This window comes from Pseudomonas azotoformans, assembly GCF_001579805.1.
GTDB lineage: Bacteria > Pseudomonadota > Gammaproteobacteria > Pseudomonadales > Pseudomonadaceae > Aquipseudomonas > Aquipseudomonas azotoformans_A.
The window spans coordinates 3,227,826-3,252,531 of record NZ_CP014546.1; the positions used below are offsets into that span (position 1 = coordinate 3,227,826).

Sequence of the window (24,706 nt, forward strand, 5' to 3'; positions counted from 1 at the left end):
ATGCTGCGCTTGACCTCACCTTGTTGCCACTATATATAGCGTTGCCGCGACAGGCGCCAACTGCCTTTCACTTCTCGAATTCAGGAATTTTCCGATCCATGGGCAAATCGCTGGTCATTGTGGAATCCCCGGCTAAGGCCAAGACCATCAACAAGTACTTGGGCAACGAGTACGTGGTGAAGTCGAGTATCGGCCATATCCGAGACCTGCCCACCAGCGGTTCGGCTAGCGCCAGCAAGGAGCCAGCCGCCAAGCGCGGCAAGGCGGCTGCGGGCGAAGGTCCGGTGCTCACCCCTAAAGAGAAAGCGCGCAAGCAGCTGGTCTCGCGCATGGGTGTGGACCCGGATCATGGCTGGAAGGCCAAGTACGAAATCCTTCCAGGCAAGGAAAAGGTCATCGAAGAGCTGCGCCGGCTCGCCAAGGATGCTGACACCATCTATCTCGCGACGGACTTGGACCGCGAAGGGGAAGCCATTGCCTGGCACCTGCGGGAAGCCATCGGCGGTGATGACAGCCGCTACAAGCGCGTGGTGTTCAACGAAATCACCAAGAAAGCCATCCAGGAAGCCTTCTCCAAGCCGGGCGAACTGGATATCGATCGTGTCAACGCCCAGCAGGCCCGTCGTTTCCTCGACCGCGTCGTGGGCTACATGGTCTCGCCACTGCTGTGGGCCAAGATCGCCCGTGGCCTGTCGGCCGGCCGTGTGCAATCGGTTGCGGTAAAGCTGGTGGTGGAGCGTGAGCGCGAGATCCGCGCGTTCATCCCCGAAGAATACTGGGAAGTCCACGCCGACTTGGGCACCGCCAAGGGTGCCAACGTACGTTTTGAAGTGGCCCGCGAGAAAGGCGAGGCGTTCAAGCCGCTGAACGAAGCCCAGGCGATGGCCGCGCTGGAGAAGCTCAAGTCTTCCAGCTACAGCATCGTCAAGCGTGAAGACAAACCGACCAGCAGCAAGCCGTCGGCACCGTTTATCACTTCCACCCTGCAACAGGCCGCGAGCAACCGCCTGGGCTTTGGGGTGAAGAAAACCATGATGATGGCCCAGCGCTTGTACGAAGCCGGCTACATCACGTATATGCGTACCGACTCCACCAACCTGTCGCAAGATGCGGTGGCGATGGCGCGTACTTACATTGAAGAAGAGTTCGGCAAGAAGTACCTGCCGGAGAAGCCGAACGTCTACAGCAGCAAGGAAGGTGCACAAGAGGCTCACGAAGCGATCCGTCCTTCCGACGCCAACACCACGCCTGCCAAGCTGAGCGGCATGGAGCGCGACGCTGAGCGCCTCTACGAGCTGATCTGGCGCCAGTTCCTGGCCTGCCAGATGCTGCCAGCGCAATACCTGTCCACCACCGTGACGGTGGCGGCTTCGGACTTCGAGCTGCGTGCCAAGGGCCGTATCCTCAAGTTCGACGGCTATACCCGTGTGATGCCGCAAATCGCCAAGCCTGGCGATGACGACGTGCTGCCGGACATGGCCCAGGGCGATACGTTGAAGCTGATCAAGCTCGATCCGTCGCAGCACTTCACCAAGCCGCCGGCGCGTTATTCGGAAGCCAGCCTGGTAAAAGAGATGGAAAAACGCGGCATCGGTCGTCCTTCGACCTACGCGGCGATCATCTCGACCATTCAGGACCGTGGCTACGTTGCGCTGCACAACCGTCGTTTCTACTCGGAAAAGATGGGCGACATCGTGACCGAGCGCCTGTCCGAGAGCTTCTCCAACCTGATGGACTACGGCTTTACCGCCGGTATGGAAGAGAACCTCGATGACGTGGCCCAGGGCGAACGCGACTGGAAAAACGTGCTGGACGAGTTCTACGGCGACTTCAAGAAGAAACTCGAAGTAGCCGAAAGCCCTGAAAACGGCATGCGCGCCAACCAGCCGGTGATGACCGACATCCCGTGCCAGACCTGCGGTCGGCCCGATGCAGATTCGTACGGCGTCCACCGGTGTGTTCCTCGGCTGCTCGGGCTACAGCCTGCCGCCGAAAGAGCGCTGCAAGGCCACCGTCAACCTGGTGCCGGGTGATGAAATCGCCGCCGATGACGAGGGTGAATCCGAGTCGCTGGTCCTGCGTGGCAAGCACCGTTGCCCGATCTGCAGCACGGCGATGGACGCCTACTTGCTGGACGAGAAGCACAAGCTGCACATCTGCGGTAACAACCCGGATTGCAACGGCTACGAGATTGAAGAGGGCACCTATCGCATCAAGGGCTACGAAGGTCCGAGCCTGGAATGCGACAAGTGCGGCAGCGAGATGCAGCTCAAGACCGGCCGTTTCGGCAAGTTCTTCGGTTGCACCAACCCTACCTGCAAGAACACCCGCAAACTGCTGAAAAGCGGTGACGCGGCGCCGCCGAAGATGGACCCGGTGAAGATGCCGGAACTCAAGTGCGAGAAGGTCAACGACACCTACATCCTGCGGGATGGCGCTTCGGGGTTGTTCCTGGCGGCCAGCCAGTTCCCGAAAAATCGCGAGACCCGCGCGCCGCTGGTGCTGGAGATCGTGCCGCACAAGGATGAGATCGATCCTAAGTACCACTTCCTGTGTGAAGCGCCGAAGAAGGACCCGGATGGTCGTCCAGCCGTGATCCGCTACAGCCGCAAGACCAAGGAGCAGTACGTGCAGACCGAAGTGGACGGTAAGCCTACCGGCTGGAAAGCGTTCTACGACGGCGGCAAGTGGAAGGTCGAGGATAAGCGCCAGGGCGCTTGATCGGCTAATCTGCCAATGACAAAGGCCGCCTGCACAGGCGGCCTTTTTTTGCCCTTGCAGTGCGCTCGGCTGATCCGTGACACTGTTCAGCCAGCATCACGCTTATTCGTTGTGGAGATTGCCGTCATGGCCAACGAACTCTATACCCGTACCAATCAGAAAATTTACTTCGCGGGTTTATCCCTGGAAGCCCTTGGCCGCGCTGAGGAAGGGAAAGAGATGAATGCCATCGCGCTGGTCCAGGCGGGGCGTGAAGCGGCGTTGTTCCACCTGTACGGTGCCTTGCTGGGCCTGTGCCATGAAATCGCCGGGTTTTACCGCCTGCCTCAAGCCGGCTCGCCCCGTGCAGAAATGATCATGAATCGCGAAGTGCTGGACTCGATGGCCATTCCTGAGCTGGCCGAACTGGTGGAAATGGCTCAAAGCCCGGACAGTTGGGTGGCGCGTTTGCTCAAGGCGCATGCGGATATGTTCCAGCCACCGCGTATTCCTCATGTCCCCAAGGGGGATGTGACCCAGCCGCTGATCGTGGCGGTCGCGCTGGAAGAGGAAGAACCCAAGCCGTTAAGCCGGGAAGAGCTGGAAGGCTGGCGCCAGGAGCTGAAAAAGATGGCGCTGCGTTTTCGCGAAGGTCTCAACGAGTGTTGAGCATCCGGTAGGCGACCATTCATCAAGCTGTCAAGAAACCTGTTCAGATCCTCTGCGGGGCTGGGTGGATGACTGATATAATCCCGGCCTTTCGTGGAGAACAGACTTTTATGCCAACGTCCTTTCTGGAAATTGTTGAGTTGCCTGACGGCCGAATCGAGCTGCGCCGGGCTGAGGACGAGGGTTCTCTGGTTATCCTGGATTTTTCCGAGGATGCCAAACAGTTCCTGCAAGGCCAGCATGTGGAAGTGGCTAAAGCCATGTTGAGCGTGGGTGTGCAGATGGCCGGCCGCCTGGCGGAAGGCGAGCCGGAGAAAGACGAGGGGCCGCGGGTTCTTCACTGACTGACGGTGATCGTTGTAGTGAGCGGGCAAGCCCGCTCACTACAAAAGCCGTTTATCCCAATCGAATGTTCAAGCTCTGCGCATCCCCCGTGCGCGCGGCACTGATCAACTGTTGCTTGGCGCTGACACTCAGTGGGTTCAACCAGCTCACCACCGTATGGCTGCGGCCCAGACGCAATGCTTCACAGGTCAACTGCTGGGCACTTTGTGCGCCGCGCGGTTGCAGTAGCAGGATACGCTCGCGGTTGAGACCGGCATCCCGCAGCCAGGCCTGGGTCAGGCTGGCGGGCGGGGCGATCAGCGTCAGCCAGCGGGCGTCCTGCTCTTCGCTCAGATCACGCAGGATCGGCGCGAGCAGGCTCAGGCAACTCCCCGCTGCACCGCGCAACGACAATTCACTGAACGCCTCAGGTTCTGCACCCCAGGGCGCCTCGACCGTTTCCTTGAGGATAGGCGCAAGGGGTTGGGCCATGAAGGCCTCGAACAGCGACAGTTGTGTGTGTTGTGGGGTGTGGACGAGTTGCATGATGCCTCCTCTAGCGGCGAATGACGCCGACGCTCAAGCCTTCGATCACCAGGTCCTGGTCTTTCAGGTTCACTTCAATCGGGGCGAACTCAGGGTTCTCGGCCAGGAGCCAGACCTTGCTGCCTTCGCGCTTGAAGCGTTTGACGGTGACTTCATCGCCGATGCGGGCGACGACGATCTGGCCATTACGGGCTTCGCGGGTGGTGTGGACGGCCAGCAGGTCGCCATCGAAGATGCCCACGTCCTTCATGCTCATGCCGTGGACCCGCAACAGGTAGTCGGCGCGAGGATGGAAGAAGGTCGGGTTGATGTTGCAGGATTCCTCGACGTGCTGCTGCGCCAGGATCGGCGCACCGGCGGCGACACGGCCGATGATCGGCAGGGTCGATTCGTCGGCCTTGGCTTCGAAGCCAGGGATTCGAATACCGCGCGAGGCACCGGGGGTCATCTCGATCGCGCCTTTGCGAGCGAGGGCCTTGAGGTGTTCTTCAGCGGCGTTGGGGGACTTGAACCCCAGTTCCAGCGCAATTTCCGCTCGTGTCGGCGGGTAGCCGTTGTCATCGAGGCAGCGCTTGATAAAAGCCAGAATCTCAGCTTGGCGTGGCGTCAGTTTTAGCATGTTGATCGCTCTGTCTTTTTATACAGTGACTGGGATTATATACAGTGAACTGCGCTTGGCAATCATCCTTTTCTGCCCCTCCGCTGGACGGTCATCGGGCATGCTTCCCACAAGCCAGGGATAGCGCTGCCTACAGACCGGTATGGATGTGATTAAATAGCGATGAAATGTATGACTGCCCGGCCGGAAAGCGAACCCGCAGGCTTGACAAGACACACCCTGAAACGTATGTTTCAAACAAGTGTTTGTCAGGCGGAGTAGCCATGGCCCAGTCGGAAACCGTTGAACGCATTCTCGATGCTGCCGAGCAATTGTTCGCGGAAAAAGGATTTGCTGAAACTTCATTGCGGCTGATTACCAGCAAGGCTGGCGTCAACCTCGCCGCAGTGAACTATCATTTCGGCTCGAAAAAGGCCCTGATCCAGGCGGTATTCTCGCGCTTCCTGGGGCCGTTCTGCGCGAGCCTCGACCGTGAGCTGGAGCGTCGCCAGGCCAAGGCTGACCATAAGCCGACCCTGGAAGAACTGCTGGAAATCCTTGTTGAGCAAGCTCTGGTGGTTCAGCCTCGCAGCGGCAACGATTTGTCGATTTTCATGCGCCTGTTGGGCTTGGCGTTCAGCCAGAGCCAGGGTCACCTGCGCCGTTACCTCGAAGACATGTACGGCAAGGTATTTCGTCGCTATATGTTGCTGGTTAACGAGGCCGCTCCGCGTATTCCGCCGATCGAGCTGTTCTGGCGTGTGCACTTCATGCTCGGTGCCGCTGCGTTCAGCATGTCTGGGATCAAAGCGTTGCGGGCCATTGCCGAGACTGATTTCGGCGTCAACACCTCCATTGAGCAGGTCATGCGCCTGATGGTGCCGTTCCTGGCCGCCGGCATGCGCGCCGAGACCGGTGTGACCGACGCGGCCATGGCCGCTGCCCAATTGCGCCCGCGCAGCAAGTCCGCGCCAGCACCCGCCAAGGTTTGACCGCGCCGGGTGGGCGCGGCCGCTTGCATCCGCTAAAGTAGCGGCCCATGCCGAATTCAGCTATTTACTCATAACCCGTTGTGCTCACTGTGCCTGGTGAGGGCAACGGGTTGTGTGCGTTATTTAAGGAAGGTTTATGACTGCTGCCCTGCAAGGTTCTTTGATGGTCGATGTGGCTGGCACCTGGCTGACGGCCGAGGACCGCCACCTGCTGCGCCAGCCTGAAGTGGGCGGCCTGATCATTTTCGCGCGCAATATCGAGCATCCGCGCCAAGTGCGGGAATTGAGCGCCGCGATTCGCGCCGTGCGCCCGGACCTGTTGCTGGCTGTCGACCAGGAAGGCGGCCGCGTACAGCGCCTGCGCCAGGGCTTTGTGCGCCTGCCGGCCATGCGTGCGTTGGCCGACAACCCCAACGCCGAATACCTGGCCGAGCAGTGTGGCTGGATCATGGCGACTGAAGTGCTGGCCGTTGGCCTGGACCTGAGTTTCGCCCCGGTGCTGGACCTGGACTACCAGCGCAGCGCCGTGGTCGGCACCCGTTCCTTCGAAGGCGACCCGGAGCGCGCCGCCGTGCTGGCCGGTGCCTTCATTCGCGGCATGAACAGCGCCGGCATGGCCGCCACCGGCAAGCACTTCCCCGGTCACGGTTGGGCTGAGGCCGACTCCCACGTCGCCATTCCCAATGATGAACGTAGCCTGGAACAGATTCGCGCCAATGACTTGGTACCTTTCGCACGCTTGAGCAAGCAACTCGCAGCGGTGATGCCCGCGCACGTGATCTATCCGCAAGTCGACGCCCAGCCAGCCGGGTTTTCGCGACGCTGGTTGCAGGATATCCTGCGTGGTGAGTTGCGGTTCGATGGCGTGATTTTCAGTGATGACCTGTCCATGGCCGGTGCCCACGTGGTGGGCGACGCCGCCAGCCGTATCGAAGCGGCGCTGACGGCGGGTTGCGACATGGGCCTGGTGTGCAATGATCGCGCGGCTGCAGAACTGGCGTTGACCGCCGCCCAGCGCATGAAGGTCAAGCCATCGGCTCGAATCGCGCGGATGCGCGGCCAGGCGATTGCGTCGATGGACTACAAACAGGATCCGCGTTGGCTGAAAGCCCTCACTGCCTTGCGCGATGCGCAGTTGATCTAGCGCTTTTCCTGTTTGTTGGGCAACGGCGCAAACAACGCTTCAATATCCTCGTTGCCCAACTGCCAGTCCCCAGTAGTACGCCCATCCAGCACGCCCGCTGCCAGATCGGATTTTTCCTTCTGCAGGTGCTGGATTTTCTCTTCCACCGTGCCCCGGGCAATCATCTTGTAGACGAACACCGGCTTCTCCTGACCGATGCGATAGGCACGGTCGGTGGCCTGGTTTTCCGTGGCCGGGTTCCACCAAGGATCGTAATGGATCACCGTATCGGCCTCGGTCAGGTTCAGGCCAACACCGCCGGCCTTCAAGCTGATCAGAAAAATCTGCAGCTTGCCGCTCTGGAAGTCCTTCACCGGTGTGCGCCGATCCCGGGTCTGGCCGGTGAGCAGTGCGTAGGCCACGCCACGTTTTTTCAGCTCGACTTCGATCAGGCTCAACATTGAGGTGAACTGGGAAAACAGCAGGATCCGCCGACCTTCCTCAAACAGTTCCTCAAGCATCTCCATCAAGCTATCCAGCTTGCCGGAGCTGCTGCCACGGGCGGGCAGGGTCGCGTCGTTGACCAGCCGCAAGTCGCAACACACTTGGCGCAACTTCAGCAGCGCCTCAAGAATGATGATCTGGCTGCGCGCCACGCCTTTGCGGGTGATCTCGTCGCGGACTTTCTTATCCATCGCCAGGCGCATGGTTTCGTACACGTCGCGCTGGGCTTCATTGAGGTCGACCCAGTGGATGATCTCGGTCTTGGGGGGCAATTCTGTCGCCACCTGTTCCTTGGTGCGGCGCAGCAGGAAAGGTTTGATCCGACCGTTGAGGTGCTGCAATCGTACATCGCTGGCGCGCTTTTCGATGGGCACGCGGTAATCGCGGTTGAAGCTTTTCACGTCACCGAGCCAGCCGGGCAGCAGGAAGTGAAACAGGGACCACAGTTCGCCCAGATGGTTTTCCAGCGGCGTACCACTCAGGCACAGGCGCTGGCGTGCGTTCAGCTCGCGCGCCGCTTGGGCCGCTTTGCTGGACGGGTTCTTGATGTACTGCGCTTCATCGAGGATCAGCACATGCAAGGGCAGGGCGGCGAGTTGTTCGATGTCCTTGGGTAGCAGCGCGTAGGTGGTCAGCAGCAGGTCGTAGTCCTGCAGGTTGGCGAAATGTTTCTTACGCCCCGCGCCATAGAGCGCCAAGACCTTGAGTTGCGGTGTGAAGTGCGCCGCCTCATCCAGCCAGTTGGGGATCAGGCTGGTGGGCATCACCACCATGCACGGCCGATCCAGGCGACCCGCGGCCTTCTCGCTGAGAATATGCGCCAGGGTCTGTAGGGTTTTGCCCAGGCCCATGTCATCCGCAAGTATGCCGCCGACATCCAACTGACGCAGCGACTGCATCCAGCTCAAGCCTTCCAGTTGGTAGGGGCGCAAGGTCGCGTTCAGCCCTTCAGGCGCTACGCAGGTAAAGTCCTTGATATCCCGCAGGCGCTGGGCGAAGTTGCGGATCTTCTCGCCACCCTCCCATTGCAGCGGCAAGTCTTCCAGTGGGTTGAGCCGGATGGCATCGGCCTTGGCCATGCGCAGCGTGGTGGCGCCGGCTTCCTGTAGGTAAAACTCACCGAGGGTCGCCAGTACGGGCTTCAGTCGACCGTAGGGCAGCGCCACTTGTATCGGGCCATGGCCATTGGGCAGGCCTGGGATATTCACCAGGATCAGCTCATCATCGCGGCGCCGCGCCAGCTTCTCCGGGTTGAGAATCTCGGTGTGGGACCGCATCAGGTTCAGCAGGATCGGCAACAGGCTCAGCCGCTCGCCGTTGACGATGATCCCCAGCTCCAGATCGAACCAATCACGCTCCGGACCTTCATCAACGGTGGCATACCAGTCATCGACGGCGCTGAGGTCGAAGCCGAAATCGTCATCGATCAGCAGCTCCCAACCCTCGGCGCGAAGTGTCGGCGTGGCATTGAGGGTGAAGGTGAGCCAGGCACTGTCATTGACCATCTCGAACAGCTCGCCGGCGCTTTCCGGCAGGGCCTTGCTCTGGCGCGTGGCGATCTTGAAGCCCAGCAGGCGCAGTTGTTCACGATACGGTTGCTCAAGCTCCGGATGCCGCTTGATGCGCAGGCTCTGGGTGTCCTGGCGCACGATGATGTCAGCGTTTTTCTGCCCACTGACGTAGTTACCCAGGTAGTTGAACGACAGCGCCGCCCGGTGCTGGATATAGCGCTGCATCTTGCCGTTGCGCGGTTCAAACGCGCTGAATTCGACACTGGCCATCCACAGGCGCGGTACCGGCACCACGTCTTCCATCACCACTTGCGGCAGCACCGCACGGTTTTCCAGCACGGCCTGGAGTTTTTCCAGCAGCTCTGCATCCTGTGCGGCGGCGGGGTAGGCCAGGGTTTCCTGGACCTTGAGCAATACCGCGGCGATGTGTTTGCAGTTGGTGTGCACCGGGCAGGTACAGCGGCTGTCCACCAGGATCAAGGTGCCCTTGGCCGATTCACGCAGCGAGATGGTCTGGCGATACACGTTGCTGCCGGAGCCTTCGCAACTGGCGACGATGGTGCTGTCGCCGCACTCGACGATGCGCACCCGGTTTTCCAGGGCATAACGTCGCCCGCGCTCAAGGCTCTGCTCTTTAAAGCGATTGGCCCACGAAGGGGCCAGGGGTTTGGTCAGCGACGACGTGAGGGACATGGTGCTGGATCAGTCCTGGATGTCGGGCGGGGGCGCGCTGGGTGGCTTGGCGGTCAGCGAGGTGATCTTGATCAGCAGCGCCAGGTGGCCGCCGTCCAGGTAGTTCAGTTGGTTGTTTTTGGTGCGCACGTCGGTCTGGCTCAGGTGCTCGCTGGCGATCACGCTGCCGTTGGCGTCGAACTGGTTGATCCAGAAGTTCGCATCGATATCGGTAAAACGCCCCAGTTGCAGGCTCAACACGCCCTCGATCGGAAACTGGCCGAATTGCTCCGAACCGTCGGTGATCGCGACCTTGACCGGCTGCTCGCCCAGGTTCTGTTCCCACGCCTTATGCAGCAGCACCGTATAGGTAGAGTCGGCACGCAGCTTATCGACAATGTTGGACAGGCGCGGCGGGCTCAGTCTATCGCCCAGGCGCGCCGCTCCGGCATCCCAGTTTTCCGGGGCGGCGCGGCTGTTGATCACCGGCTCGGCGTTCTGGCGCACCAGGATCATTTCCACCTGGTACGGGCTATCGGCGAACGCCGCAGGGGCCACGACCACCAACAACAGGCTCAACATGCGGATCAGGCGCATTGGGGCGTCCTTCAAGCAGATTTCGGGATGAGGCGCTCGAACAACGCCTCCAAGGTATTAAAGCGTTCTTCGGCACGTTCCATCGGCACCATGAACTTGAACAGCGTAGCCCCTTCGAACTTGTAGCGGTTGGGCTGGCCCTGGATCAGTTTGATCAGCACCAGGGGGTCTACCGGCGTCTGCGCTTCGAATTCGATACGTCCGCCTTGCGGCCCGGCGTCGACCTTCTTGATGCCGAGCTGCTCTGCCTGCAATTTCAGCAGGGTCAGGCGCACCAGGTTCTTGGTCGGCTCCGGCAGCAGGCCGAAGCGATCGATCATCTCGACCTGCAGGTCTTTAAGGCCTTCCTCATCGGTGGCCGAGGCGATGCGCTTGTACAGGATCAGCCGTGCGTGTACATCCGGCAGGTAATCTTCGGGAATCAACGCCGGCAAGCGCAGGTTGATCTCCGGCCCGCCGCCCAAGGGTTGATCCAGATTCGGCTGCTCGCCCTTGCGGATGGCTTTCACCGCGCGTTCGAGCATCTCCATATAGAGGGTGAAGCCCACTGCCTGGATCTGCCCGCTCTGGCCGTCGCCCAGCAGTTCGCCGGCGCCACGGATTTCCAGGTCGTTGGTGGCCAGCACAAAACCGGCGCCCAGGTCCTGGGTGTTGGCGATGGCTTCCAGACGCTTCTCTGCGTCGGAAGTGATCTGTTGGCGCGGCGGCGTCAGCAAATAGGCATACGCCTGGTGGTGACTGCGACCGACCCGACCGCGCAACTGGTGCAATTGCGCCAGGCCGAACTTGTCGGCGCGCTCGATGATGATGGTGTTGGCGCTCGGCACGTCGATGCCGGTCTCGATGATGGTCGAGGCGATCAGCACGTTGAAGCGCTTGTGGTAGAAGTCGCTCATCACCTGTTCGAGTTCGCGCTCGCGCATCTGCCCGTGGCCGATGGCGATACGCGCCTCCGGCACCAGCTCGGCGAGGTCGGCGGCGCATTTCTCGATGGTCTTCACGTCGTTGTGCAGGTAGTACACCTGCCCGCCGCGCAGCAGTTCACGCAGCAGCGCTTCCTTGACCGTGCTTTTGTTCTGCTCCATCACGAAAGTGCGCACCGACAAGCGGCGCGCGGGCGGCGTGGCGATGATCGACAGGTCGCGCATGCCCGACACCGCCATGTTCAGCGTACGCGGAATCGGCGTGGCGGTGAGGGTGAGGATGTCGACTTCGCTGCGCAGGGCCTTGAGCTGTTCTTTCTGACGTACGCCAAAGCGGTGTTCTTCGTCGATGATCACCAGGCCCAGGTTCTTGATCTTCACGTCGTCCGACAGCAGTTTGTGGGTGCCGATCACGATGTCGATCTTGCCTTCAGCCAGGTCGGCGACGGCGGCATTCACTTCCTTGGCTGATTTGAAGCGGCTCATCACTTCCACGGTCACCGGCCAATCGGCAAAGCGGTCGCGGAAGCTGTTGTAGTGCTGCTGGGCGAGCAGAGTGGTGGGCACCAGAATTGCCACCTGACGGCCGCCGTGCACGGCAATAAAGGCGGCGCGCATGGCCACTTCGGTCTTGCCGAAGCCCACGTCGCCGCAGACCAGGCGATCCATGGGCTTGGGCGCGAGCATGTCGGCGCGCACCGCTTCGATGGTGGTTTGCTGGTCCGGGGTTTCCTCGAAGGCGAAGCCGGCGCTGAAGGTGGCGTAGTCGGCTTTCGGGTCGGCAAACGCGTAACCTTCGCGGGCAGCGCGGCGTGCGTAGATGTCGAGCAGTTCGGCAGCGACGTCGCGCACCTGCTCGGCGGCCTTGCGCTTGGCTTTCTGCCAGGTCTCGGAGCCCAGGCGATGCAAGGGCGCCAGGGCGTCATCGCTGCCGGTGTAGCGCGCGATCAAATGCAAGCTGGCTACTGGCACATAGAGCTTGGCGCCTTCGGCGTATTCCATGGTGAGGAATTCGGCGGCCTGGTTGTCGATCTCCAGGGTCTGCAAGCCCAAGTAGCGGCCGACGCCGTGGTCGATGTGCACCACTGGCGCGCCTTCGCGCAGTTCGGTGAGGTTCTTGATCACCGCGTCGTTGTTGGCGTCTGCGCGTTTTTCGCGGCGGCGACGTTGCATCACGCGCTGACCGAACAGCGGGCTTTCGGCGATCAATGCCAGGGCCGGATCATCCAGCAACAGGCCTTCGTCCAGCGGCGCGATGGTGATCGCCAGGCGTTCTTTGCTTTTGACGAAGTCCGGCCAGCTGTCGACGGTTTTCGGTCGCAGCTTCAGGCGTTCCAGCAGTTCCAGCAGCACTTCGCGACGGCCGGCGGATTCAGCGGTAAACAACACGCGGCCGGGGAAGTCGCCGAGGAAATTGGACAGCGCTTCCAGCGGTTGCGTGGCTTTTGCCTGGATTGCCAGATCCGGCAGTGTGCCCGCCGGGAAGCGTTCGCGGCCGACGCCGGTCTCCACATCCTGTTGGCTGGCGACCACGCGCGGCCAGCTTTTCAGGCGCGCAAAGCAGTCTTCCACCGGCAGGAACAGTTCGGCGGGCGGCAATAAAGGACGGGACGGATCGACGCGGCGCTCTTCATAGCGGTTGCGCACGTCGTTCCAGAAGTTTTCCGCGGCCTGTTCGATGCCTGGCAGCGAGAACACCTGGGTGTCCTGGGGCAGGTAATCGAACAGGGTGGAGGTCTCGTCGAAAAACAACGGCAGGTAGTATTCGATACCGGCCGGGGTGATTCCGCTGCTCAGGTCCTGGAAAATCGGGCAGCGGCGGAAGTCCACGTCGAAGCGCTCACGGAAACGTGCCTTGAAGCGCGTGACCGCGTCTTTCTGCAGCGGGAATTCCCGTGCGGGCAGCAGCTTGACCGAGTCCACCTTGTCGATGGAGCGCTGGTTTTCCGGATCGAAGGTGCGCAGGGTCTCGATTTCGTCGTCGAACAGGTCGATGCGATAGGGCAGTTTGCTGCCCATCGGGAACAGGTCGATCAGCGCGCCACGCACCGCGAACTCACCGTGCTCGTACACCGTGTCGACGCAGCGATAGCCGCTGGCTTCCAGGCGCGTGCGCATTTGTTCGACGTCCAGCTTCTGGCCGATATCCAGCACGAGGCTGCTGCCCAGCAGGAACTTGGTCGGCGCGAGGCGATGCAAGGCCGTGGTGATCGGCACTACCAGCACGCCGTGGGCCAGTTCCGGCAAGCGGTACAGGCTGGCGATGCGCTGGGAGATGATGTCCTGGTGCGGCGAGAATAGGTCGTAGGGCAGGGTTTCCCAGTCGGGGAAATGCAGCACCGGCAAATCGGGGGCGAAGAAGCTCAGCTCCTGCTCCAGCCGTTCGGCGCTTTGGCTGTCGGCGGTGAGCAGCAGGGTAAAGCGCTTGGCTGCGCTGGCAGCCTCGGCGATAGCCAGGCTCAGGGCGGCACCGGGCAGGTTGCCCCAGTGCTGTTTGCCTGCCGCAGCAGGGAGTAGCGGTAGACGCAGGACGGGCACGGAAGGTTGAGCTCCAAGCGTTGCGACAAAGTCGGTAATTGTAACGGTGCGGGGCGCCGTCTGTCAGTTGCTGACTGAGCCTATTACGGTTTGTAGGAAATGTAGTGGCTAAGACAAACAATGGCGGGTTTTGACTCAATATGTAGTGCCAAAATGTACGCGTTTTTCGGAGGGTTACGGACAAGTTGTTCCGCGCCTGCCATTAGTGGCCTTCTGGAACCCGCGTATTTACTGGGCTGTAGCGGGGTGTCAATTTTTCGCAAGGACTTTTTGTTGCCGGACGCGCATTGCTCCGGGGGCGGTCGGGCGGCATAATGTAGCCCCTTTTTTCAGCCCCTACATGTGGAAGGTTCCCGTGACTCAGAAGCCCGACCAGTGTCTTGGTGAATGGATCGACCGTGAAGCACTCGCAGAAGCGATGATCCCGCTTATCGGTCAGCTGTACCGCAATAACAATGTGGTGAGCTCGATCTATGGCCGCAGCCTGATCAACCAGTCCGTCATCGCGATTCTCAAAGCCCACCGCTTTGCGCGTCACCGTTCCGCCGACGACAGCGAACTCTCCGTCCACGAAACATTCCCACTGCTTAAAGCCATGAGCGAGCTCAAGCTCGGCGCGGCTTCGGTAGACCTGGGCAAGCTGGCCTACAAATTCCGCAAGGAAGGCGCCGGCCGCAGCGCCGAGCAGTTCGTGCGTGAAGAAATGGCCGATGTGGTTGGCCAGCAAAACGCCGCTGCCCGCAAAGGCACCGACGTGGTGCTGTACGGCTTCGGTCGTATCGGCCGCCTGCTGGCACGCATCCTGATCGAAAAAACCGGTGGCGGCGACGGCCTGCGCTTGCGTGCCATCGTCGTGCGTAAAGGCGCCGAGAACGACCTGACCAAACGCGCCAGCCTGCTGCGCCGCGATTCGGTACACGGTCCGTTCAACGGCACCATCGTCATCGACGAAGAAAACAACACCATCACCGCCAACGGTAACCTGATCCAGGTGATCTACGCGAAAAACCCGTCCGAGGTGGATTACACCCAGTACGGCATCAAGGACGCCCTGTTGGTGGACAACACTGGCGTATGGCGTGACGCCGAAGGCCTGGGCCAGCACCTGGCCTGCCCGGGTGTGGATCGCGTTGTCCTGACCGCGCCTGGCAAAGGCAAGCTGAAGAACATCGTTCACGGCATCAACCACAGCGAAATCACCGCTGACGACAAGATCGTGTCCGCCGCTTCCTGCACCACCAACGCCATCGTGCCGGTGCTGAAGGCGGTGAATGACAAGTTCGGCATCGTCAACGGTCACGTCGAGACCGTTCACTCGTACACCAACGACCAGAACCTGATCGATAACTTCCACAAGGGCGATCGCCGTGGCCGTAGCGCCGCGTTGAACATGGTGATCACCGAGACCGGTGCTGCCACTGCTGCTGCCAAGGCCCTGCCTGAGCTGGCCGGCAAGCTGACCGGTAACGCGATCCGCGTGCCGACGCCAAACGTGTCGATGGCCATTCTCAACCTGAACCTTGAGAAAGCCGCCACCCGTGAAGAGATGAACGAGTACCTGCGCTACATGGCGCTGCACTCCGATCTGCATAAGCAAATCGACTTCGTCAACTCGCAGGAAGTGGTCTCCACCGACTTCGTGGGCTCGCGCCACGCCGGTGTGGTGGACGCGGAAGCGACCATTACCCAGGACAACCGCGTTGTCCTGTACGTGTGGTACGACAACGAGTTCGGCTACAGCTGCCAGGTGGTTCGCGTGATGGAAGACATGGCTGGGGTGAACCCGCCTGCGTTTCCGCGCTAAGTATCAGCAGTAAATGAAAAAGCCCCGACTGGTTCGGGGCTTTTTCGTATTTGCTTTTTTGCAAGGGGGGGATTGTTGTGGCGAGGGAGCTTGCTCCCGCTCGGGTGCGTAGCGCCCGCATGCTTTTTGGGGCCGCTTCGCAGCCCAGCGGGAGCAAGCTCCCTCGCCACAAAACGCTCGCTCCTATAGGAGGAGTCTGTCGCGCAAACTGTCGGACAATCCTTTGGGCGCCAGCCAAATGCCCAGGTAAGCCCGCGCTAGCTCGTCATCACGACTGCTGAACACCACCTGACCATTGATCTCCAGGTTCAATCCACGTCCCGGACGAAAGTCCAGGGCATACCGATCACCGCTGCGGATATCGCGAAAGCTGGCGTGCAGTTTGTCTATCTCGGGTTTGAGTCGGGCGCTGGCCTGTTGGTGCTCCAGCGTGGCAGTGGCGGCTTTGATCACATCATTGCGGTCGATGTCACGGAAGTAATACAGCGTCAGGCGCAGCGCTTTCTGTTGCGCCCAGGCCTGCTTGGCGCTCACGTCGGGCGGGGCATACAGCGCAGCCGCGTAAACATCCGCCCAGAGGTAAGTGAGCACCGCCTGGTTTTTCAAGGTCAGTAGCTGGGACTTCGCCGGGAAATCGGCCTGTTTCAGCCGATCCGCCTCATTGGCCTGCACCGTGATCGACAGCATCAGTAATAAACAGAAAGCGACATGTCGCATAATGGCCAGTCCTGCAAAGGGGCTTGCTGGCAGTGTAATTGCAATTTCCTGATGGTGTAGTAAAGGCAAGACTGGCCTACGACGCGACCAAGGGTTAATGTTCGCGGCGTTGAGCCTTATATAGACTGTGCCCCGGTTCACACACTTGAGCCGAATTGTCCTTCATGACCGCTGGCCGCGGCATGATTTAGCCCGGCGTCCAACCGTACGCCTGGCCTGTTCTGAGGAGTACGCATGGCTGTCTACAACTACGACGTGGTGGTACTGGGTTCCGGCCCTGCTGGAGAAGGTGCGGCGATGAACGCCGCGAAAGCAGGGCGCAAGGTGGCGATGGTCGATAGCCGTCGTCAGGTCGGCGGTAACTGCACCCACCTGGGCACCATCCCGTCCAAGGCCTTGCGTCACTCGGTGCGCCAGATCATGCAGTTCAACACCAACCCGATGTTCCGGGCCATTGGTGAGCCGCGCTGGTTCTCGTTCCCGGACGTGCTCAAGAGCGCCGAGAAAGTCATCTCCAAGCAAGTCGCCTCGCGTACCGGCTACTACGCCCGTAACCGCGTCGACCTGTTCTTCGGCACCGGCAGCTTCGCCGACGAGCAAACCATCGAAGTGGTCTGCCCCAATGGCGTGGTCGAGAAGCTGGTGGCCAAGCACATCATCATCGCCACCGGTTCGCGCCCGTACCGCCCGGCGGACATCGATTTCCACCATCCGCGTATCTACGATAGCGACACCATCCTGAGCCTGGGCCACACCCCGCGCAAACTGATCATCTACGGCGCTGGCGTGATAGGCTGTGAATACGCCTCGATCTTCAGCGGCCTGGGTGTACTGGTGGAACTGGTGGACAACCGCGACCAGTTGCTGAGCTTCCTCGACTCGGAAATCTCCCAGGCGTTGAGCTACCACTTCAGCAACAACAACATCACCGTGCGCCACAACGAAGAGTACGAGCGCGTTGAAGGCCTGGATAACGGTGTGATCCTGCACCTCAAGTCCGGCAAGAAGATCAAGGCCGACGCCTTGCTGTGGTGCAACGGCCGTACCGGTAACACCGACAAGCTGGGTATGGAAAACATCGGGGTCAAGGTCAACAGCCGTGGCCAGATCGAAGTGGACGAGAACTATCGCACCTGCGTGGCGAACATCTACGGTGCTGGTGACGTGATCGGCTGGCCAAGCCTGGCCAGTGCCGCCCATGACCAGGGTCGCTCGGCCGCTGGCAGCATCGTCGACAATGGCAGCTGGCGCTACGTGAACGACGTGCCGACCGGGATCTACACGATTCCCGAGATCAGCTCGATCGGCAAGAACGAACACGAACTGACCAAGGCCAAGGTGCCTTACGAAGTCGGCAAGGCGTTCTTCAAGAGCATGGCGCGTGCGCAGATCGCTGGCGAGCCGCAAGGTATGCTGAAGATCCTGTTCCACCGTGAAACCCTGGAAGTCCTCGGCGTGCATTGCTTCGGCTACCAGGCTTCGGAGATCGTGCACATCGGCCAGGCGATCATGAACCAGCCGGGCGAACTCAATACGCTTAAGTATTTCGTCAACACCACGTTTAACTACCCGACCATGGCGGAAGCCTATCGGGTAGCGGCCTACGACGGCCTCAACCGGCTTTTTTGAGCGGCTCCGGCCGGTGGCCTGAGCCGGCCGGGGAGACCGATTTCAGTAATTCCCGAGAGTGGCAGTGGCCAAACCGGGAAAGTCTGTAATCAGGCTATCTACGCCGAAGTCGGCGAGCCTGCGCATCAGCGCGGGTTCGTTGACGGTCCATACGGACACGTGCAAACCCTGGCGCTGGGCTTTTTCCAGTCGCTCAGGGGTGCACAACGTCCAGTTCAACGCCAAGATCTCACAGCCGTAATTCTGCGCGACCTTCAGCGGGTCGAGCCAGGCGTATTCGGCTACCAGGCCGCGTGACAGGTCGGGGGTGAGTTCAACGGCCGCCTTCAGCACTTCTCGCGAACTTGAGGTGACGGTGACTTTGTCCATCAGGCCAAAGCGCACGGCCATCTCGCGGATCGCCAACACGGTGGTGGCGGCGCGGGTGCGCGAGGCGCTTTTGACTTCCAGTTGCCAGTGATCGAAGTCACACTTTTCGAACAGCTCTTCCAAGCGCGGAATCGGGCACGGCTTGACCCAGCCAGGGCCGCCTTTGCGCGCATCCATCTTGACCAGGTCGGCCGCCGAGTATTCGACGACTTTGCCGCGCCGGTCGGCGGTGCGCTTGAGGGTTGGGTCGTGGATGACCATCAGCTCGCCGTCCATGGACAGGTGCAAATCCAGTTCGCAACGGCGTACACCGTGCTTGAGGCACTCCTGGAAGCTGGTCAGGGTGTTTTCAGGTGCTTCGCCTTTGGCACCGCGGTGGCCGTAGATCAGGGTCACAGTTGCTCCTTTACGCCAGGTCGTCTGGCGGGGTGAATTCGAGAGTTCAAGTGTCTTGGGCGTCGCTCTGTTCCCGCGCCAGGCGGCGTTCCTGGGCCTGTTTCTGCAGGATGTAGCGCGCCAGCAATTGGCGTTGGGCGTCGGTCATGGCTTCGAATTCCGTGCCGACATCAAAGCCTGCGCCTTTGGGGTCGCAATGGGTGACCCGCGCACGCAGCAGCAGGCCGAGCGCCTGGGGCATCAGCACCAGTTTCACCGCCAGGTGTGCGCCGGCCGGCAGGGGCGTGGGGTGTTGGAAGTCGATGCCGCCTTCGGAAATGATCACTGGCTGCGGCGCGCCGACTTCATCCAGCAGTCCGCGCGCCATGATCTGGCTGAGCAGGTCCAGGCGTTTGTTCTGCACGCGAAGGAAGGCGGCGAGGGTGCGATCCTTCTCGCTGAGCTGGCGCAGCAGGTGCTGCGCTTCGAATTCACTCAGGTGCAATTCACTGAGTAAATTGAACAGCGGAGAATCATCCAGCAACACTTCCTTGCTCGCCGCCTCGGGGGCAGACAGGCTTTTGATTTGAAGTGCGATCATGTCGTCGATACGGTAGTATTCGCGGCGTTCTTCTTCATCTAATGTCGACATGGCGAACCCCAGCTAGCGGTAATGGTCAGAGTGTAAAGCTGCTTACCAGACCCCGCCACCGGGACGTCTTCTTTTCCTCCGAACAAGCCCCGACATGTTCAGACCTCTCTTCGTATTTATCGGCACGCGTTATACCCGTGCAAAGCGTCGCAATCATTTTGTGTCGTTCATTTCCCTGACCTCGATGATCGGGCTCGCCTTGGGCGTGGTCGTGATGATCGTGGTGCTGTCGGTGATGAATGGCTTTGATCATGAGATGCGCACCCGCGTGTTGGGCATGGTGCCCCACGCGACCATCGAGGGCGATGCGCCCATCAGTGATTGGCAAAGCCTGGCCGACAAGGTCAAGCAGAACCCCAAGGTGCTGGCCGTCGCGCCATTCACCCAGATGCAGGGGTTGCTGACCCATGACGGCAAGGTGCAGAAGATCCTGCTCAATGCCATCGACCCGGTCCAGGAACGCAACGTCTCGATCATCGACAAGTTCATGCTGCAGGGCAAACTCGATGACCTGGCGCCCGGCAGCTTTGGCATCGTCATCGGCGACAAGGCCGCGGCCAAGCTCGGCGTGGGCCTCGGCGACAAGCTGACCTTCGTCGCGCCGGAAGTCACGGTGACCCCGGCGGGCATGTTCCCACGTATGAAGCGCTTTACCGTGGTCGGTACTTTCCACGTTGGCGCTGGCGAGATCGACGGCTACCTAGGCCTGACCAACCTCACCGACCTGGCGCGCCTGCATCGCTGGCAGCCGGACCAGGTGCAGGGCTTGCGCCTTAAGTTCGCCGACTTGTTCGATGCGCCGCGCGGCGCCTGGGAAATCGCCCAGCACCTGGGTGAAAGCCAGTACTACGCCCGCGACTGGACCCGTACCCACGGCAACCTGTACCAGGCCATCCGCATGGAAAAAGCCATGATCGGCCTGCTGTTGCTGCTGATCGTCGCCGTGGCGGCCTTCAACATCATCTCCACGCTGGTGATGGTGGTGAACGACAAGAAGGGCGATATCGCCATCCTGCGCACTCTCGGCGCCACGCCGGGGCAGATCATGGCGATCTTCATGGTGCAGGGCACCGTGATCGGCGTGGTCGGTACCCTGATCGGTACGGCCGTCGGCATTTTGGCCGCGCTGAACGTGAGCGCCGCCATCGCCGGCCTCGAAACCCTGATTGGCCACAAGTTTCTCAACGCCGACGTCTACTTCATCGACTACTTGCCGTCCCAGGTTCAGGCCCAGGACGTGTTGATGGTGGGCGGCGCTGCGTTGGTCCTGAGTTTCCTTGCCACCCTGTATCCAGCCTGGCGCGCGGCACGTACCCAGCCAGCACAGGCCTTACGTTATGAGTGAATCGGGCATGAGTGAAAAAGCAATCCTGAGCTGCCGCGACCTGGGCAAATCCTACGAGGAAGGCCCGGAGTCGGTGGTGGTGCTGTCCAACCTGCAACTTGAGCTGCACCCAGGCGAGCGCGTGGCGATCGTCGGCAGTTCCGGTTCCGGTAAAAGTACCTTGCTGAACCTGTTGGGCGGCCTTGATACGCCGTCCCAGGGCAGCGTGTGGCTGGCCGGTGAAGAACTGTCGGCCCTCGGTGAAAAGGCTCGCGGCCAGCTGCGCAACCGTTCGCTGGGCTTTGTGTATCAGTTCCACCACCTGTTGCCGGAGTTCACCGCCCTGGAAAACGTGTGCATGCCGCTGCTGATCGGCAAGACCGCGATCCCGCAAGCCCGCCAGCGTGCCAAAGCGCTGCTGGAGCGCGTTGGCCTCGGCCATCGCCTGGAGCACAAACCGGCCGAGTTGTCCGGCGGCGAGCGCCAGCGTGTGGCCATCGCCCGCGCCCTGGTGAACAACCCAGGGTTGGTGATGCTCGATGAGCCGACCGGCAACCTCGATTCCCACACCGCCCAGGGCATCAAGGACTTGATGCTGGAACTGAGCACCCAGATGCGCACCGCGTTCCTGGTGGTGACCCATGACATGAGCATGGCCCGCCAGATGGACCGTGTGTTGCACCTGCAGGAAGGTCATCTGGTCGCCATCTGACCCGTTTCAAGCCCGGCGCTTCAAGCGCCGGGCTTTTTCATTTTTTCAGGCGGTGCAAGCGAATGTTCAGACCGTTATCGATTTTCATCGGCACGCGCTATACCCGCGCCAAGCGCCGCAACCGTTTTGTCTCGTTTATCTCGATGACCTCGATGATCGGCCTCGCCCTGGGCGTGTTGGCGATGATCGTGGTGTTGTCGGTGATGAACGGCTTCCAGCGTGAAATGAGCTCGCGCATCCTCGGCATGGTGCCCCATGCCACCATCGTCGGCGTGAATCCGATTAACGATTGGCAGCCGGTGGCCGCCGCCGCGATGAAGAATCCGGAAGTGACCGCCGCCGTACCTTTCACGCAAATGGACGGCATGTTCTCCTACAAAGGCGCGATGCAGCCGATTGAGATCAGCGGCATCGACCCGGCGCAGGAAGGCAAGGTGTCGATCGTGGCCCAACACATCGTGCGCGGCAGCCTGGAAGACTTGAAGCCCGGCGAGTTCGGCGTGGTAGTCGGCGAAATCACGGCTCGGCGCTTCCGTCTGAATGTGGGCGACAAAGTGACCCTGATCGTGCCGGAAATCAGCACCGCGCCGGGCGGCATCACCCCACGCATGCAGCGTTTGAACGTGGTGGGCATCTTCAAGGTCGGTGCTGAACTGGACGGTTCCATGGCCATGATCCACATGGCCGACGCCGCAGAGATCCAGCATTGGCAGCCAAACCAGGTACAAAGCGTGCGCCTGGCGGTGAAGGACCTGTACGCGGCCCCCAAGGTCTCATCGGACATCGCCGCCAGCCTGGGCGCTGCCTACAAGCCTGACGACTGGACCCACACCCAGGGCAGCCTGTTCAGCGCGATGAAGATGGAAAAGACCATGATCGGCCTGCTGTTGCTGATGATTGTCGCCGTGGCCGCGTTCAACATCATCGCCACTCTGATCATGGTAGTGAACGACAAGGGCGCGGACATTGCGATTTTGCGCACCATCGGCGCGACGCCACGGCAGATCATGGCGATCTTCATGGTGCAGGGCACGGTGATCGGTATCGTCGGTACTTTGATCGGCGGCGTATTGGGCGTGATTGCCGCACTGAACGTGAGTGAGCTGGTGGGCTGGGTCGAGCGGGTTACCGGGCAGCATATCTTCAGTTCGGACGTGTACTTTGTCAGCAACCTGCCTTCGGAACTGCAAGGCGGGGATGTGCTGCTGATCTGCACGGCCGGGTTTGTGTTGAGCTTTCTGGCCACGTTGTATCCGGCGTATCGGGCGGCGAAGATTGAGCCGGCGCATGCCCTGAGATATTCGTAAACTTCAAGCCCGCTCCCACATTTTGATTTGTGAATACATTCAAATGTGGGAGCGGGCTTGCTCGCGAAGAGGTCGGCCCATCTTGCATCAAACTTCAGTCGGCAACTGAATCACAAACCTTGTCCATCCCGCCCCAGATTCACAATAAATCCTCCCTCCATGCGCCCGCACAATCGACTGGGTAATCGCCAGCCCCAGCCCCGCATGCTCACTGCTGCCTTCGTGGCGTGCCGGGTCCGCCCGGTAGAACCGATCAAACAACCGCGGCAGCAACTCCGCTGGAATGCCATCCCCGGTGTTCTCCACTGAAAGCCTCACCCCATCCTCGATTCGCACACGTACTTCGCCACCTGGCGGAGTAAACCGTAGTGCGTTATCCAGCAGATTCGACAGTGCCCGGCGCCACATCCCGCGATCACCCGTCGTACGGGCCGTGCCCTCGCGCACCAGGCTGATCTGCCCGTCCTCTGCCAGCAATGTAAAAAACTCCAGTAGCGCGTCGACTTCATCTGCCAGCACCAAGGTTTCACGCTTGGGCATCAACAAGCCGTGATCCGCCTTGGCCAGGTACAGCATGTCGTTGACCAACTGCGCCATCCATTGCAGTTCTTCCAGGTTGCTGTGCAGCGCCTCGCGGTAGTCCTCCAGCGGCCGTGGCTGGGTGAGGATGACCTGGGTCTGGGTCAGCAGGTTCGACAGCGGCGTGCGCAGTTCGTGGGCGATGTCGGCGGAAAACGCCGAAAGGCGCTGGAACGCGTCGTCGAGTCGGCCAAGCATGGCGTTGAAGGCTTGGGCCAGGTCGGCCAGTTCCGTGGGCATTTCCTGTCGGGGCAAACGTTGGGTCAAGGAGTGTGCCGACACACTGGCGGCCACTTCGCCCATGCGTCGAAGTGGCCGCAACCCGCTGCGCGCAGCCCAGGCGCCGAGCAGGGCGGTCGCCAAGGCCGATAGGCCGACGGTGAGCCAGATCAGGTGCTGCATGCGCTGCAAGAAGTGCTGATGGTGAGTGATATCGAGCATCAGGCTCAGTTGCGGCGAGTCGGGTTGGCCAGCTCTCAACGGCGCGTTGTAGACCCGGTAGTCGGTGTCGGCGTTTTGCAGGCTGTGCAGGCCGGCTGCCTCGGGCAAGGTCACGCTTGGCGCATCGTCCAGCCAGCGTTGGCCGGCGGCAGTGATGCGTAGCGTCAGGTCGGGCTGGCGACTGAGTTCGGTGCGCAATTGCGCTTCACGCCGGGCAAAGGCCTCTGGCGAGTCGACACCCTGCAAGGTACTGCGCAGCGCCACCAGTTTGCTGTCGAGTTGCTGCTGGTCCAACTCAATGAAGTGCGCCTCGCTGGCGCGATTGAACAGCACCCCGGCGATCAGCGACACCACGGCGGTACAGGCGGCAAACAGGAGCGCCAGGCGGCTGGCCAGGGACAGGCGCTTGATCAATTGACCCGCTCCTCCAACACATAGCCCATGCCGCGTACTGTGTGGATCAGCTTATTGGGGAAGTTGTCGTCGACTTTCAGACGCAGGCGGCGGATCGCCACTTCGATGATGTTGGTGTCGCTGTCGAAGTTCATGTCCCACACCTGGGAAGCGATCAGCGATTTGGGCAGCACTTCGCCCTGGCGGCGCAGCAGCAGTTCCAGCAGGGAGAATTCCTTGGCGGTCAGGTCAATGCGTTGGCCGTCTCGCTCCACGCGGCGGCGGATCAGGTCCAGGCGCAGGTCGGCCAGTTGCAGCGCTGTTTCCTGCGGTGTGCTGCTGCCACGACGCAACAGGCTGCGCACGCGGGCGAGCAGTTCGGAAAAGGCGAAGGGCTTGACCAAGTAATCGTCGGCGCCCAGCTCCAGGCCATGCACACGGTCTTCGACGGCGTCGCGGGCAGTGAGGAACAGCACCGGAATGTCCATGCCGGCACTGCGCACGGCCTGGAGGATCTGCCACCCGTCGCGGCCCGGCAGCATCACGTCGAGGATCAACAGGTCGTAGTCCCCGGTCAGCGCAAGGTGCTGGCCGGTGGTGCCATCGGCCACCAGTTCGGTGGTAAAGCCCGCCTCGGCCAGGCCCTGGCGCAGGTAGTGGCCGGTTTTGGGTTGGTCTTCGACGATCAGCAGTTTCATGGGCAGCTC

19 protein-coding genes and 1 pseudogene are annotated in these 24,706 nt (G+C 61.1%); 10 read left to right on the forward strand and 10 right to left on the reverse strand.

Translation table 11 applies throughout. From position 1 onward, the window contains the following. Positions 1-98: 98 nt before the first annotated feature. From topA to AYR47_RS15050, 3 genes and pseudogenes are all read left to right on the forward strand, one after another. A pseudogene (gene topA, locus AYR47_RS15040) lies at positions 99-2,721 on the forward strand (type I DNA topoisomerase). A 126-nt stretch (positions 2,722-2,847) separates the two neighbouring features. Beyond that, positions 2,848-3,369 (forward strand): DUF6586 family protein, encoded by a 522-nt coding sequence (locus AYR47_RS15045; RefSeq protein ID WP_033902578.1) that lies wholly within the window; start codon positions 2,848-2,850, stop codon positions 3,367-3,369. A 110-nt stretch (positions 3,370-3,479) separates the two neighbouring features. Continuing rightward, positions 3,480-3,713 carry a hypothetical protein gene (locus AYR47_RS15050; protein WP_016975264.1) on the forward strand — a complete coding sequence of 78 codons (234 nt, stop codon included), beginning with the start codon at positions 3,480-3,482 and terminating at the stop codon, positions 3,711-3,713. 52 nt (positions 3,714-3,765) lie between these two features. Here AYR47_RS15050 and sulA read toward each other — a convergent pair whose 3' ends face one another. Both sulA and lexA read right to left on the reverse strand, forming a co-directional pair. Next, the gene (gene sulA / locus AYR47_RS15055; RefSeq protein ID WP_028619419.1) at positions 3,766-4,239 is read right to left on the reverse strand and encodes an SOS-induced cell division inhibitor SulA; all 474 of its coding nucleotides are present in this window, start codon (positions 4,237-4,239) and stop codon (positions 3,766-3,768) included. Positions 4,240-4,249: 10 nt separating this feature from the next. Next, positions 4,250-4,858, reverse strand: coding sequence for a transcriptional repressor LexA (gene lexA, locus AYR47_RS15060; protein ID WP_003172575.1), 609 nt, complete (start codon positions 4,856-4,858; stop codon positions 4,250-4,252). Positions 4,859-5,121: 263 nt separating this feature from the next. Here lexA and AYR47_RS15065 point away from each other — a divergent pair, with 263 nt between their 5' ends. Together AYR47_RS15065 and nagZ are read left to right on the forward strand one after the other, a co-directional pair. Further along, a complete protein-coding gene (locus AYR47_RS15065) occupies positions 5,122-5,829 on the forward strand; it encodes a TetR/AcrR family transcriptional regulator (protein WP_033902576.1) in 708 nt (235 codons plus the stop codon). Between the two features lie 136 nt (positions 5,830-5,965). Continuing rightward, positions 5,966-6,973, forward strand: a complete 1,008-nt coding sequence (nagZ, locus tag AYR47_RS15070; RefSeq protein ID WP_033902575.1) for a beta-N-acetylhexosaminidase — start codon at positions 5,966-5,968, stop codon at positions 6,971-6,973. On the opposite strand, the gene AYR47_RS15075 is transcribed toward nagZ, so the two are convergent. Genes AYR47_RS15075 through mfd form a run of 3 tightly spaced genes read right to left on the reverse strand, consistent with a single transcriptional unit; the run spans position 6,970 to position 13,697 of the window. Further along, positions 6,970-9,660 (reverse strand): DEAD/DEAH box helicase, encoded by a 2,691-nt coding sequence (locus tag AYR47_RS15075; RefSeq protein ID WP_033902574.1) that lies wholly within the window; start codon positions 9,658-9,660, stop codon positions 6,970-6,972. The two genes, nagZ and AYR47_RS15075, sit on opposite strands and share 4 nt — an antisense overlap. Before the next feature lie 9 nt (positions 9,661-9,669). Continuing rightward, positions 9,670-10,236, reverse strand: coding sequence for a CsiV family protein (locus tag AYR47_RS15080; protein WP_033902573.1), 567 nt, complete (start codon positions 10,234-10,236; stop codon positions 9,670-9,672). An 11-nt stretch (positions 10,237-10,247) separates the two neighbouring features. Next, positions 10,248-13,697: a transcription-repair coupling factor gene (gene mfd / locus AYR47_RS15085; RefSeq protein WP_061435736.1), complete on the reverse strand. Its 3,450-nt coding sequence runs from the start codon at positions 13,695-13,697 to the stop codon at positions 10,248-10,250. Between the two features lie 340 nt (positions 13,698-14,037). On the opposite strand from mfd, the gene AYR47_RS15090 reads away from it, so the two are divergent. Next, positions 14,038-15,501: a glyceraldehyde-3-phosphate dehydrogenase gene (locus AYR47_RS15090; RefSeq protein ID WP_033902571.1), complete on the forward strand. Its 1,464-nt coding sequence runs from the start codon at positions 14,038-14,040 to the stop codon at positions 15,499-15,501. A gap of 183 nt (positions 15,502-15,684) precedes the next feature. On the opposite strand, the gene AYR47_RS15095 is transcribed toward AYR47_RS15090, so the two are convergent. Beyond that, complete coding sequence (locus tag AYR47_RS15095) at positions 15,685-16,218, reverse strand: chalcone isomerase family protein (RefSeq protein WP_033902570.1); 534 nt, start codon at positions 16,216-16,218, stop codon at positions 15,685-15,687. Positions 16,219-16,452: 234 nt separating this feature from the next. Between AYR47_RS15095 and sthA the strand changes: the two genes are divergently transcribed. Next, positions 16,453-17,847 carry a Si-specific NAD(P)(+) transhydrogenase gene (gene sthA, locus AYR47_RS15100; RefSeq protein WP_016975273.1) on the forward strand — a complete coding sequence of 465 codons (1,395 nt, stop codon included), beginning with the start codon at positions 16,453-16,455 and terminating at the stop codon, positions 17,845-17,847. Between the two features lie 42 nt (positions 17,848-17,889). On the opposite strand, the gene AYR47_RS15105 is transcribed toward sthA, so the two are convergent. Further along, entirely contained in the window at positions 17,890-18,612 is a 723-nt protein-coding gene (locus AYR47_RS15105; protein ID WP_016975274.1) for a glycerophosphodiester phosphodiesterase, read from the reverse strand. 46 nt (positions 18,613-18,658) lie between these two features. Beyond that, a complete protein-coding gene (locus AYR47_RS15110; protein WP_033902569.1) occupies positions 18,659-19,243 on the reverse strand; it encodes a PilZ domain-containing protein in 585 nt (194 codons plus the stop codon). A gap of 94 nt (positions 19,244-19,337) precedes the next feature. On the opposite strand from AYR47_RS15110, the gene AYR47_RS15115 reads away from it, so the two are divergent. The 3 genes from AYR47_RS15115 to AYR47_RS15125 all read left to right on the forward strand — a co-directional run bounded on the left by AYR47_RS15115 (position 19,338) and on the right by AYR47_RS15125 (position 22,586). Continuing rightward, a complete protein-coding gene (locus AYR47_RS15115; protein WP_038850355.1) occupies positions 19,338-20,588 on the forward strand; it encodes a lipoprotein-releasing ABC transporter permease subunit in 1,251 nt (416 codons plus the stop codon). A 7-nt stretch (positions 20,589-20,595) separates the two neighbouring features. After that, positions 20,596-21,279: a lipoprotein-releasing ABC transporter ATP-binding protein LolD gene (lolD, locus tag AYR47_RS15120; RefSeq protein ID WP_167351254.1), complete on the forward strand. Its 684-nt coding sequence runs from the start codon at positions 20,596-20,598 to the stop codon at positions 21,277-21,279. 62 nt (positions 21,280-21,341) lie between these two features. Then, entirely contained in the window at positions 21,342-22,586 is a 1,245-nt protein-coding gene (locus tag AYR47_RS15125) for a lipoprotein-releasing ABC transporter permease subunit (RefSeq protein WP_033902566.1), read from the forward strand. 87 nt (positions 22,587-22,673) lie between these two features. On the opposite strand, the gene AYR47_RS15130 is transcribed toward AYR47_RS15125, so the two are convergent. Further along, entirely contained in the window at positions 22,674-24,020 is a 1,347-nt protein-coding gene (locus AYR47_RS15130) for a heavy metal sensor histidine kinase (RefSeq protein WP_061435737.1), read from the reverse strand. Continuing rightward, the gene (locus AYR47_RS15135) at positions 24,017-24,697 is read right to left on the reverse strand and encodes a heavy metal response regulator transcription factor (protein ID WP_033902564.1); all 681 of its coding nucleotides are present in this window, start codon (positions 24,695-24,697) and stop codon (positions 24,017-24,019) included. The genes AYR47_RS15130 and AYR47_RS15135 overlap by 4 nt, the downstream gene beginning before the upstream one ends. Positions 24,698-24,706 lie beyond the last annotated feature (9 nt).